General features: G+C 43.4%; 13 protein-coding genes. 11 read left to right on the forward strand and 2 right to left on the reverse strand.

The genetic code is table 11. The annotated features are described in order from the left end of the window. The first annotated feature begins 3 nt into the window (after positions 1-3). From ACW689_RS01230 to ACW689_RS01255, 6 genes are all read left to right on the forward strand, one after another. Entirely contained in the window at positions 4-2,211 is a 2,208-nt protein-coding gene (locus tag ACW689_RS01230; RefSeq protein WP_476287769.1) for a chemotaxis protein CheA, read from the forward strand. An 80-nt stretch (positions 2,212-2,291) separates the two neighbouring features. Beyond that, positions 2,292-3,395: a protein-glutamate methylesterase/protein-glutamine glutaminase gene (locus ACW689_RS01235; RefSeq protein ID WP_476287771.1), complete on the forward strand. Its 1,104-nt coding sequence runs from the start codon at positions 2,292-2,294 to the stop codon at positions 3,393-3,395. A gap of 67 nt (positions 3,396-3,462) precedes the next feature. Beyond that, positions 3,463-4,233, forward strand: a complete 771-nt coding sequence (locus ACW689_RS01240; RefSeq protein ID WP_476287773.1) for a ParA family protein — start codon at positions 3,463-3,465, stop codon at positions 4,231-4,233. An 8-nt stretch (positions 4,234-4,241) separates the two neighbouring features. Then, positions 4,242-5,015 carry a chemotaxis protein CheW gene (locus tag ACW689_RS01245; protein ID WP_476287775.1) on the forward strand — a complete coding sequence of 258 codons (774 nt, stop codon included), beginning with the start codon at positions 4,242-4,244 and terminating at the stop codon, positions 5,013-5,015. 24 nt (positions 5,016-5,039) lie between these two features. Further along, positions 5,040-5,537, forward strand: coding sequence for a chemotaxis protein CheW (locus ACW689_RS01250; protein ID WP_476287777.1), 498 nt, complete (start codon positions 5,040-5,042; stop codon positions 5,535-5,537). Positions 5,538-5,561: 24 nt separating this feature from the next. Continuing rightward, complete coding sequence (locus ACW689_RS01255) at positions 5,562-5,963, forward strand: DUF2802 domain-containing protein (RefSeq protein ID WP_476288302.1); 402 nt, start codon at positions 5,562-5,564, stop codon at positions 5,961-5,963. On the opposite strand, the gene ACW689_RS01260 is transcribed toward ACW689_RS01255, so the two are convergent. Both ACW689_RS01260 and ACW689_RS01265 read right to left on the reverse strand, forming a co-directional pair. After that, the gene (locus ACW689_RS01260; RefSeq protein ID WP_476287779.1) at positions 5,960-6,256 is read right to left on the reverse strand and encodes an EscU/YscU/HrcU family type III secretion system export apparatus switch protein; all 297 of its coding nucleotides are present in this window, start codon (positions 6,254-6,256) and stop codon (positions 5,960-5,962) included. The two genes, ACW689_RS01255 and ACW689_RS01260, sit on opposite strands and share 4 nt — an antisense overlap. 2 nt (positions 6,257-6,258) lie before the next feature. Next, positions 6,259-8,589: a flagellar hook-length control protein FliK gene (locus ACW689_RS01265; protein WP_476287781.1), complete on the reverse strand. Its 2,331-nt coding sequence runs from the start codon at positions 8,587-8,589 to the stop codon at positions 6,259-6,261. Between the two features lie 103 nt (positions 8,590-8,692). On the opposite strand from ACW689_RS01265, the gene ccmA reads away from it, so the two are divergent. The 5 genes from ccmA to ccmE are packed head-to-tail and all read left to right on the forward strand — an operon-like array spanning position 8,693 to position 11,420. Continuing rightward, positions 8,693-9,313 carry a cytochrome c biogenesis heme-transporting ATPase CcmA gene (ccmA, locus tag ACW689_RS01270; RefSeq protein ID WP_476287783.1) on the forward strand — a complete coding sequence of 207 codons (621 nt, stop codon included), beginning with the start codon at positions 8,693-8,695 and terminating at the stop codon, positions 9,311-9,313. Continuing rightward, the gene (gene ccmB / locus ACW689_RS01275; protein ID WP_476287785.1) at positions 9,313-9,999 is read left to right on the forward strand and encodes a heme exporter protein CcmB; all 687 of its coding nucleotides are present in this window, start codon (positions 9,313-9,315) and stop codon (positions 9,997-9,999) included. Before ccmA ends, ccmB begins: the two co-directional genes overlap by 1 nt. 1 nt (position 10,000) lies before the next feature. Next, positions 10,001-10,741 carry a heme ABC transporter permease gene (locus tag ACW689_RS01280; protein ID WP_476287787.1) on the forward strand — a complete coding sequence of 247 codons (741 nt, stop codon included), beginning with the start codon at positions 10,001-10,003 and terminating at the stop codon, positions 10,739-10,741. Next, positions 10,741-10,944 carry a heme exporter protein CcmD gene (gene ccmD, locus ACW689_RS01285; protein ID WP_476287789.1) on the forward strand — a complete coding sequence of 68 codons (204 nt, stop codon included), beginning with the start codon at positions 10,741-10,743 and terminating at the stop codon, positions 10,942-10,944. The genes ACW689_RS01280 and ccmD overlap by 1 nt, the downstream gene beginning before the upstream one ends. After that, the gene (ccmE, locus tag ACW689_RS01290) at positions 10,941-11,420 is read left to right on the forward strand and encodes a cytochrome c maturation protein CcmE (protein WP_476287791.1); all 480 of its coding nucleotides are present in this window, start codon (positions 10,941-10,943) and stop codon (positions 11,418-11,420) included. The genes ccmD and ccmE overlap by 4 nt, the downstream gene beginning before the upstream one ends. Position 11,421 lies beyond the last annotated feature (1 nt).

The raw sequence follows: 11,421 nt of genomic DNA on the forward strand, positions 1-11,421 counted from the left end.
TGCATGAGCTTTGAAGTCGATGAAGATATCTTACAAGACTTTCTTGTTGAAGCCGGTGAGATCCTAGAACTGTTATCTGAACAGTTAGTCGAACTAGAGAATAATCCAGAAGATAAAGAGCTGTTAAATGCAATTTTCCGCGGATTCCATACGGTCAAAGGGGGCGCTGGCTTTCTGAGTATGACTGAGCTCGTTGATGCCTGTCACGGGGCTGAAAACGTGTTTGACGTACTTAGGCAAGGGCAAAGGAAAGTAACATCTGAACTGATGGATGTTATCTTACAGTCTTTAGATACGATTAATGAAATGTTCGCGCATATCCAAAATCGTGAGCAGCCAGATCCAGCTGACCCAGCATTGTTGGAAACACTTCACCAATTGAGCAAGCCTGAATCAGCTGACGAAGTAATTTCTCCACCACCTGCCGCCAGTGCTCCAGAGCCAATTGAGGATGAAACTCCGCCAGTTCCTGAAGTGGAGGCTGATGATGTTCTGTTTGATATCGATACCTCAGATGCTTCGTCGGATGGTGATGATGCGAGTATTGATGAAATTACGGAAGATGAATTTGAGAGCTTGCTTGATGAACTGCATGGTTCAGGTAATGGTCCAGCCTCTTCAAGCAAACCTGCTGTAGAAGAAACGGATGATGGCGATATCACCGATGATGAGTTTGATAGTCTATTAGACGAGCTTCATGGTGTGGGTAGCTTTGGAGCCATAGATAAGTCAGGTGCACCAAGTGCGCCACCTGCGAGCGCCACGCCTGCACCACCTGCATCTAGCGATGATGACGAAGAAATCAATGATGATGAGTTTGAAGCGCTATTAGATGAGTTGCATGGTAAAGGCACAGCTCCTCGATCAGTTGAAAGTGGTGCACCAAAGAGTACACCAGCCGCAAAACCAGAACCTCAACCTGAAGCGGCAAAACCTGCGCCTAAACAGTCTCCAGCACCAAGCCCAGCTGCTGTAAAAGCACCAGTACAAACGCCAGCAGCGGATAGTAAGACAACGGCTGCTAAAAAAGCGCCTGCTGCACAGGCGGAAACAACAGTTCGTGTTGATACAAAGCGTTTAGATCAGATCATGAATATGGTCGGTGAGTTAGTACTGGTCAGAAACCGCTTGGTGAGCTTAGCCAACAACACCAATAGTGAGGCGATGGGTAAGGCCATTTCTAACTTGGATGTGGTCACAGCTGATCTCCAAGGCGCTGTAATGAAAACCCGGATGCAACCAATCAAAAAAGTGTTTGGTCGATTCCCTCGGGTTGTTCGTGATTTAGCTCGAAGCCTAAAGAAAGATATAAATCTTGTTCTTGAAGGTGAAGAAACAGATTTAGATAAAAACCTTGTAGAAGCGCTTGCCGACCCATTGGTGCACTTAGTTAGAAACTCGGTAGACCATGGTATTGAAATGCCGGAAGTGCGTGAAGCAGCAAAAAAGGTTCGTACAGGTACCGTTACGTTATCAGCTTCACAAGAGGGTGACCATATCTTGCTTACCATTAGAGATGATGGTGCGGGTATGGACCCTGAGAAGTTGAAAAAAATAGCCATAAATAAAGGAGTTATTGACTCTGATCAGGCGAGTCGCTTGTCGGATACAGAAGCATATAACCTCATTTTTGCTCCTGGCTTCTCGACCAAAGAAGAGATATCAGATATTTCAGGTCGTGGCGTGGGCATGGATGTAGTTAAAACCAAAATTACTCAGTTGAATGGCTCTATTAATATTCAATCAGAGTTAGGTGTCGGTACCATCTTGGAAATTAAGGTGCCTCTGACACTCGCTATACTTCCAACTTTAATGGTCATTGTCGGAGAGCAGACATTTGCTTTACCGTTAGCTGGGGTAAGTGAAATTTTCCATTTAGATTTGACCAAAACCAATATCGTCGATGGTCAGTTGACTATCATTGTCCGTGAAAAAGCAATACCACTGTTTTATTTAGAACATTGGTTGGTTAAAGGGGCAGATAGGAATACGAGAAAAGCAGAAGGCCACGTAGTTATTGTTCAAATGGGAACAAAACAGGTTGGCTTTGTGGTGGATTCACTCATTGGGCAAGAAGAGGTGGTAATTAAACCGCTAGATGCACTACTGCAAGGTACTCCAGGTATGGCTGGTGCAACAATTACATCAGATGGTGGGATTGCTTTGATCCTCGATGTGCCTAATATGCTTAAGCATTATGCTGGTAAGTAGTGTTTTGCGTGTAGCGACTTAAATCTTAGTGGTGCCCCGCGCACCACTTTTTGGATCTGTATATTTGAATGAGCGTGCCAATGGCAGTTAAAGTATTAGTAGTTGATGATTCAAGTTTTTTTAGACGTAGAGTAAGTGAAATTCTTGAACTAGACAGTGAAATTAAAGTGATTGATTTTGCTGTTAATGGTAAAGAAGCCGTTGAAAAAGCGGCACAGCTTAAGCCTGACGTGATAACAATGGATGTTGAAATGCCTGTACTGGATGGCATTAGTGCAGTAAAGCAAATCATGGCAGCAACGCCTACACCGATTTTAATGTTTTCTTCTTTAACAAGAGAAGGAGCGAGTGCGACGTTAGATGCTTTGGATGCGGGGGCACTAGACTTTCTACCGAAAAAGTTTGAGGACATTGCTAGAAATAGCGATGATGCAATTAAGTCTCTACAAAATAAAGTCAAAGAGATTGGTCGCCGACGACTGTCACGTTTTGCAATAAGCCCGGCGACAAGGCAACCCACTCGCCCGACAACTGGTACAGGAATCTCGCAGCCAGATAGAACTTTCCAACGTTCCGTGACGAGCCCGCCGTCAACTGCTGCCAAAGCGTCGGGGAAAAAGTATCAATTAGTGGCAATTGGAACATCAACAGGTGGTCCGGTTGCGCTTCAAACAATTTTGACGCAATTACCAAGTAATTTTCCACATCCGATTTTATTGATTCAGCACATGCCAGCCGCTTTCACGCCTGCGTTTGCGGCGCGCTTGAATAGCCTTTGCAAAATTAAGGTGAAAGAAGCTGAGCAAGGTGATAAGTTGCAGCCTGGTGTTGCATACTTAGCTCCTGGTGGTCAGCAAATGATGGTTGAATCTAGAGGTACGCTGAAAGTATTCGAAGATGATAGTCCAAGAATAACATACAAACCGAGTGTCGATGTGACCTTTGCCAGTGCAGCAAAGGCCTACCAAGGTGATGTGCTTGCTGTTGTGCTGACGGGAATGGGGGCCGATGGAAGAGATGGCGCCAGAATGTTGAAGCAAGCAGGTGCGACGATCTGGGCACAGGATGAGAAGACTTGTGTTGTCTACGGTATGCCACAGGCTATTGCTAACGCAGGACTCGCTTCAGAGCATCTCGCTTTAGGTGAGGTTGCAGTAAGAATATCAAAAGAGGTTGGCTGTTAAATTTTCACCATGGACAGGCAATAAATAAGAATTACAAAAGCTAATAACTTGGAGAGAGCTTTAACACGTGAAAATCTGGACAGTAGCAAACCAAAAAGGGGGTGTAGGGAAAACAACAACTACGGTGAGCTTAGGGGGTATTTTGGCGCTCGAAGGCAAACGGGTGTTGCTAATTGATACCGATCCCCATGCGTCATTGACATATTATTTTGGGATAGATTCAGAAGAACTCGAAGTAAGTGTTTACGATGTTTTTGCGCGTGGTAGTGCTATGAAGGCAGAAGAAATTCTGCAAGCACTTTGTCCATCTACGGTTGAAAACCTTGACATACTGCCGGCAACAATGGCAATTGCTACGCTGGATAGAAGCATGGGCAATCGTGCTGGAATGGGGCTAGTGTTAAAAAAAGCATTAGACAAAATAAGTGAACATTATGATTACGCCATTTTAGATTGCCCACCAGTGCTAGGTGTGTTAATGGTTAACGCTTTAGCTGCGAGTGAACGTGTTTTGGTCCCTGTTCAAACTGAGTTTTTAGCGCTAAAAGGGTTAGATAGAATGATGCGAACGATGGAGTTGATGCAAAGTTCGCAATCAAAGTCGTATAAATATACCATAATACCTACAATGTATGATAAGCGAACCAAAGCGTCGCTTGAAGCCTATAAAAGCTTACTTAACAGCTACAATGGCAGCGTGTGGCCCGGTGTTATCCCTGTCGATACAAAATTTAGGGATGCAAGTTTGGCGCAACAAGCGCCGGTAGTATACTGCCCCAAATCAAGAGGGGTATTTGCGTATCGTGCGTTACTTGATTATTTACAGCAAGTTGATTAGAGGTATAAATGAGTAAGCAGTTGTTTGCTAACGAAAAAGTAATGAAGCAGTATTTGGGCGCGCTATTAAGCGAGGAAGAGCCTGAAGATAGCGCATTGCTACCTGTCGCCAAGCTGCTTGAACAGGTTCCCGTTATTGTTGAACAACCTGCTGATGAAGAAGTTGTGCCACAAGAACGAGTTGTAACAGAAGAGGTTCCAGATATAGCACCTGTTGCAGAACAGGAAATCCCTGAAGAACAAACAAAAATTCTTGAGATACCAGAAAATAATACTATTATCAAAGAATCTGACGAAACAAAAAATCAACCAGTTAGCGCCAGAGAGGCATACGGTGATAATGAGTTTCAGGCATTATTTTTTGAAGTAGCAGGTCTTACATTAGCGGTGCCATTGAAGTCTCTAGGTGGTATTCACCAGCTGGGCGAAGTTAATCAGTTGTTTGGTAAACCTAAGTGGTTTAAGGGCGTAATGTTAAACCGTGATGAAAAGTTACACGTCGTGGATACTGCTTTATGGGTTATGCCAGAAAAGTATACGCCAGAGCTTGAGGAAAAGCTCGATTATCAATATTTAATAACCTTGGGTGATAGTACTTGGGGATTGCTGGCAGAAAACTTGGTTAATAACATTACTTTACAGCCGAATGATGTAAAATGGCGAACAAGTGATAGTAAAAGACCTTGGTTAGCTGGCGTCATAAAAGAAAAAATGTGCGCACTAATTGATGTAGAAAATTTAAACCGTTTGCTTGAGCAAGGTCTCGATAGCCGCGAGCAGTAAACAAGATCTTTTTGGAGTAAAACCATGAGCCAAGATAGACTACTTTCCGCAGACAAAAATGCCGATAGTAATGATGAAGTTCTTCAATGGGTGACATATAAGCTAGAAGAAGAGACATACGGTATTAATGTAATGCAGGTTCAGGAAGTCTTGCGTTACACAGAGATTGCACCTGTGCCAGGAGCGCCAGCGTATGTACTCGGCATTATTAATTTACGTGGTAACGTAGTGACCGTTATTGACACGCGAGCAAGGTTTGGCTTGGCAAGCGCTGACGTAACAGATAATTCGCGCATCGTGATAATCGAAGCTGAAAAGCAAGTTATTGGCATTTTAGTGGATAGTGTCGCTGAAGTGGTTTATCTGCGTAGTTCTGAAATTGATAGTGCGCCAAACATAGGTACGGAGGAGAGTGCGAAGTTTATTCAAGGTGTATCTAACCGTGAAGGCGAACTACTTATACTTGTCGATTTGAACAAACTACTCAGTGATGATGAGTGGGACGAGTTGAGTCACATATAAGCTGTGGAAGTAGTAAATAACAATCTGATCTTATTGGTATTAGTCGCCTCAGGTTTACTTGTTTTAGTATGTCTGGGGTTGATTTTTATGTTGAGCAAGCGATTATCTTCCAACCAACAGAATATTCATCACATTAAGCACGCATTAAAAGAGAGTCGAGATCAGACCGTTATCTTGCGAAGCGAGGTAGCGGAAGTGCGCAGTAGCCTGATGAATATGGGTAAGCGGATCGTTGCTTGCGAAAACTATGTAAAAGAACTTGCGCAGCAGCAAGCGGCACAAAAGTACGATGATCCTGACGCTAAAATTTATTCGCGCGCTGTGAAAATGATTGAGTTAGGCGCCGATCTGGAAGAGATCATGAAAGAATGTGAACTTCCTCGAGCAGAGGCCGAACTTTTGATGTCTTTACATCAAAAGTCTTAAGCCTTTATGTCTAGTTTGTCACTAAACCCTTTCCAACCTGGCGGAAACTTTCCACGCAATATATAAGAAAAAGCGATGAGCTCTGCGATAACATAGTAGAGCTCTCTGGGGATTTCTTGATGAAGATCCAGTTGTCCTAATGTTTTCGCAAGTTCAGCATCTTCATGGATCATAATGCCTTTTTCTTTGGCTAGTTCGATAATTTCATCAGCTAAATCACCAAACCCTTTGCATGCCACATGTGGTGAACTGCCGGCTTCATAAAGTAATCCAATAGCGGTTTTTTGTTGCATATTTACACCTTAACGTTGACGATTGTATGTTGCTCATAAAAAGTATGAGTTTCGTTGATGTCCTCGGTTAACACAATTTCATTTACCTGCAAGCCATGACCTGACAGCTTCCTGCGTAATGCATCTAAATGTGGTGAAGCTAAATCACAGACTTGTGTGGTGTTGCCGATGATTTGGCAATCGACGGCTTTGTCCATTAACTCTGCTTGTGCGTTGAGTTTACCCAAATGTGCATAATCGAAATTCAAACGTACGAACCATACAGTCTTCTCTGGCATTTTTGCTTTAGCGGGCTTTTTGTATTTACCTATTTGCAATTCTGTCTGCTTACATTCAGGGGGCACTTTCATTGGCATTAGCAGGTTAAGTAATAGTTGTGTTTCACTATCCGCTTTTTGTTGGCTTGGCGGAGCCAGTTGTACACTATTTGAGAGGGCACTTTGCACTTGGCCAAGCTCAGCAAGTAAATTCGCATTTGTTTGCTGAAGCTGTGGAATTAACTGTTTGGTGTTAATGTTTTTGCTATTGGGCAGTAATGTTTCGAGTAGGGCTGTTAAACGCTGTTCTTGCGTCATGCCTTCGGGTAAATTTTGCATATTTAATGCTTTTGGGGCAGCCAGTAAAGTAACAAGTAACTTATCCAATGCTTGTGTGAAACTGTGCGTTGCGATCGAAGGCACAGTGTGCGCACTTGCAGGTGTATTGGGCAAAAGGCTTGCGAGCTCGGCGCTGACCTGATTTGCTGAAATGTTTGTAGAGTCAATCATGCGACTAAAAGCTTGGTGCACAAGTTTAGTCATATCAATCGACTCAGCATGTTTAAACTGACTCAAATTGGCAATTTTCTCACTTAGCACTTGAGTATTTACAGGGGTTGTTTGCTGGACCTTTTCAGCGCTGGATAATTTCAACAAAGTACTTACCAGCGAGCGTTCTATGGGTAAATTGGCCTGATACTTATTGTTCAAATTTGTAAGTACAGGGTCTTGTTGTACTGCTGTGATATTGCGTGCTAGCGACATGGCTTGGTTTGGCAATTTCACATTGTCTTTTAGCGCTTCAGTGACTAATGAAGTTTGAGCCGAAGTTCCTTGTTTTTCAGGGCGCAAGGTTAGTTTTTGTTGTCCCAAGGGGTCAACCTGTTTTAAGTTGTTACTCTGAAAAAACGTTTGATTTAGTGGAAAGCTATTCTTAAAGCCCGATAGTAATTTGATTAGAGGTGGTAATGGGGCCTCGTTGTCCTCGGTTTGCAACATCAAAGGTATCGTGTTGGGATTTAACAGCTGGCTGGGTGATTGATTAACAGTTGTATTAAATTGCGTTGCTTGTGTCGCCGCTATCTCTTGTTTGAATGGTTTGGATAACCACTTTACTAGCGCTTGCTCAACGGCTTGTTTAATGTCCTGTAGATTGAGGTTAAACAGCGGTTTTGCGTAAGTGAGTGTGCCACTACTGTTGGTGGTATTAACTGTCGGTTGAGCCGGATTGTAATTTTGTATTTGCGCAAATCGATCTTTAATAGGTTGCTTTAAATTCAACAGTTCTGATACTTGTTGTGTTCTTATATCCATACCTGAGAGTGTGCTGTTGAGCTTAGCATCTTGCCATTGCGCACTATTAGCTTGTTTAGCACTGGTTAAATTGGCAAGTGGCAACGAAATCGGTTTTTGATCAGTAGAGAACTTCACGAATATAGTTTGTTTATCAACAAGTAATTGTGGGCTTTTTGCTTGAGATATGAGTTGTTCAACAAGCTTTTGCTTACTGATAGTGCTCGTTAATAAAGCGTCTGCAAAGCCATTGGTCAGTTTTAAGGTCACTTTATCTTTATTTGCTTGCAGTTGTGCAACCAGCTTATGCTCTTCGCCGAGTACTTTAGCTAATGCGGGGTCTATGGCGAGCTTTATCCCTAACTGATCTAACCTTAGTTGCGGGTTATTGCCTTGAGTTAAGCTTGCACTGGTCGTCACACTACTTTGAGGTGTGCCGCTTTTCAGTAGGGTGAGTAATGAAAGTAGCTCGTTGGCTGCTTTGATATTGACCACCTGCTGTGCGCTTTTTAGTGTGAGCGCCTGAGCATTTTCACTCAAAGTGATAATTGCTTCGTGCATGCGGGTGGTGTTTGGCGTACCGTCTTTTGTGGCCAGACGTATGGTTTGCCAGCGGCCATCAATCTCGACTTCCATTTGTACGGACTCTGGTTTGATCACAACGTTGCGTGCTAAAAACTGACTGGGTTGCTTGCTCAGGTCGATATTTGAGCGACCTTCGTTCAAAGCTGTGCTTGCCTCAGGTGTGGTCGAATATTGAATAGAAATCGGTGGCTTATTCATTATTTTAAATCAAATTTTCGCTAATCGGTCGCAACGTGTTATTCGTATTACCATACCATTATGGTAGACTAACGCCCAATTTTGGGTAACGAGAATAACCAATTTGCTAGAGATAAATTCTGTCACTTGTACTAAACAAGAACGCTGTCTGTTTGAATCGTTAAGCTTTTCATTAGAAGCTGGACAGATCATGCAAATTGAGGGCCCAAATGGCGCTGGTAAAACGTCATTATTGCGTATCATCTCTGGCTTTGCACGTCCTGATGAAGGAGATGTGTTATTTTTAGGTAAATCTATTCAACAGTATTACGACGAGTTTGCGGCGCAGTTACTATTTATTGGTCATAAAACTGGGGTTAATGGACAACTCAGTGCTTATGAAAATGTATGTCATTGGCTAAAAGTGCACGGTTGCAACGTGGATGAGCGAGCCTACGACTTGCTCGCAAAGCTTGGATTGGTAGGACTTGAAGATGTACCAGTCAGGACCTTGTCAGCAGGCCAGCAAAGGCGAGTCGCTCTGGTAAGGCTTTGGCTGAACAATGCAAAACTTTGGATTTTAGATGAGCCATTTACCGCGCTGGATAAAAAAGGTGTGGCGATGTTACAAACTCGATTTAGTCAACACCTCCAACACGGTGGCGCGATTTTACTGACCACCCACCAAGACTTAACCGAACACTTTGCCCAATTAAAAACTTTGGTTTTGGAGTATCAGTTTTAATGAGCGCACAGCATTCTTATGGGCAGCTGTTTGCTGCTGTTTATAGTAAAGATGTCACCTTAGCATTTCGTCAGCGCTCTGAGATTGTGAACCCATTGCTGTTTTTTTTAATCGTGATTACTTTGTTCCCTTTAGCAATTGGTCCAGAACCGGCGCTGTTAGCCAGAATGGCACCCGGTATTATTTGGGTGGCCGCCTTGCTATCGACTATGTTGGGTTTAGACAAGCTTTTTCGGGATGACTACAACGATGGCTCGCTAGAGCAGTTGATTGCCTCTCCATATCCTTTATCTCTATCTGTATTGGCAAAAGTATTTGCACATTGGACCATAACTGGTTTGCCTATGGTTATTATGGCTCCAGTATTTGCGCTATTGATGAATTTAGATGCACAAGCGCTTGGCGCAACTGTGCTCACCTTATTAATTGGTACACCCCTTCTTAGTTTCATTGGCGCTATAGGTGCGGGGCTTACTGTAGGTTTACAAAAGGGCGGTATTTTAATGAGTTTACTGGTTCTACCGCTATATATTCCAGTCTTAATTTTTGCGACGTCGGCCATCGACACAAGTAGTATGTCACTTGATTATGGCGGACAACTCGCAATCCTTGGTGCAATGCTCGCAATCGCCTTTGTGAGCGCGCCAATTGCTATATCTTCAGCATTAAAAGTGAGTGTAAGTTAACATGTGGAAATGGTTACATCCCTATGCAAAGGCAGAACGGGCGTATCAGTTGTGTAACACGCTGTTGCCGTATTTTGCCGTTATTACTGTCGTGTGTTTATCTGTTGGTTGGGTTTGGGGGCTTGCCTATGCACCCGCAGATTACCAACAAAAGGATAGCTATCGCATCATTTTCATTCATGTTCCTTCAGCTATTTTGTCGATGGGAGCGTACTCGTCAATGGCAATCGCAGCCATTATTGCTCTAGTATGGCAAATCCGAAATGCAGAGCTTGCAGTGATCTCGATTGCGCCAGTGGGGGCTGCGATGACTGCAATTGCATTGATTACGGGGGCTGCATGGGGCAAACCTATGTGGGGAGCTTGGTGGGTGTGGGATGCACGCCTCACTTCAGAGCTGATCCTGTTATTTTTATATCTTGGTGTGTTGTCTCTATATCATGCTTTTGAGGATAAAAAATCAGCGGGACGGGCAGCCTGTATTCTCGCAATTGTTGGTGTCATTAATTTGCCAATCATTCATTTTTCTGTGGAATGGTGGAACACGCTTCACCAAGGCGCGACGATCACCAAATTTGATACCTCAGCGATTGATCCATCGATGCTTTGGCCATTGTTGATCAACATTACGGCGTTTGCGGGGTTTGTTGGTGTAGTGACATTAATACGATTGAAAAATGAAATCTTACAGCGCGAGAAGCACCGTCCTTGGGTGCGTGAACTGGTGGGGCGAGGTGAATAATGCAGTTTGAATCATTTAGTGAATTTTGGGCGATGGGCGGCTACGGGTTTTATGTATGGTTGTCATTTGGTAGCTGTACGTTGATTTTATTGAGTGTATTACTGAGTTCTTTGCGAGACACGAGTAAATTACGAAGTGAAATCAAAGCGCAAATGCATCGTGAAGAGCGTATTAAAAAAGCGAAGCAACAGGAGCAATCATGAATCCAAGAAGAAAAAAACGTTTACTTGCAGTTGTTGCCATCATTTTTGGTGTGGGTTCAGCCATTGGATTAATGCTTTACGCCTTACAAGAAAATATTAATTTGTTTTACACGCCTTCTGAACTGATTGAAGGCAAAGGAGAAAACAAAGAAAAGCCGTTCATTGGCCAGAAGCTGCGTATTGGCGGTATGGTCGTGCCAGGTTCTGTGATACGTGATGAAACCAATCTTGACGTGAGCTTTAAACTCACTGATACGGGTCCTACGGTAACGATTCGATATCATGGAATTTTGCCAGACTTATTCCGAGAAGGACAAGGTATTGTTGCTCAGGGGACATTGGTTGAACCCAATGTGATAGAGGCGTTTGAAGTCCTCGCCAAGCATGATGAAGAATACATGCCGCCGGAAGTCGCTGAAGCCCTAAAAGGAATCAAGCATGAGAAACCAAAGTACAATTTAGACAGCGAGAACTAAT

The sequence above is a fragment of the Pseudoalteromonas sp. ABE4_541 genome (genome assembly GCF_056312285.1).

Coding starts and splice junctions, on each gene's coding strand:
- ACW689_RS01230 (WP_476287769.1), top strand. CDS start 4: ATGAGCTTTGAAGTCGATGAAGATATCTTACAAGACTTTCTTGTTGAA.
- ACW689_RS01235 (WP_476287771.1), top strand. CDS start 2,292: ATGGCAGTTAAAGTATTAGTAGTTGATGATTCAAGTTTTTTTAGACGT.
- ACW689_RS01245 (WP_476287775.1), top strand. CDS start 4,242: ATGAGTAAGCAGTTGTTTGCTAACGAAAAAGTAATGAAGCAGTATTTG.
- ACW689_RS01250 (WP_476287777.1), top strand. CDS start 5,040: ATGAGCCAAGATAGACTACTTTCCGCAGACAAAAATGCCGATAGTAAT.
- ACW689_RS01260 (WP_476287779.1), bottom strand. CDS start 6,256: ATGCAACAAAAAACCGCTATTGGATTACTTTATGAAGCCGGCAGTTCA.
- ACW689_RS01265 (WP_476287781.1), bottom strand. CDS start 8,589: ATGAATAAGCCACCGATTTCTATTCAATATTCGACCACACCTGAGGCA.
- ccmB (WP_476287785.1), top strand. CDS start 9,313: ATGAGCGCACAGCATTCTTATGGGCAGCTGTTTGCTGCTGTTTATAGT.
- ACW689_RS01280 (WP_476287787.1), top strand. CDS start 10,001: ATGTGGAAATGGTTACATCCCTATGCAAAGGCAGAACGGGCGTATCAG.
- ccmD (WP_476287789.1), top strand. CDS start 10,741: ATGCAGTTTGAATCATTTAGTGAATTTTGGGCGATGGGCGGCTACGGG.
- ccmE (WP_476287791.1), top strand. CDS start 10,941: ATGAATCCAAGAAGAAAAAAACGTTTACTTGCAGTTGTTGCCATCATT.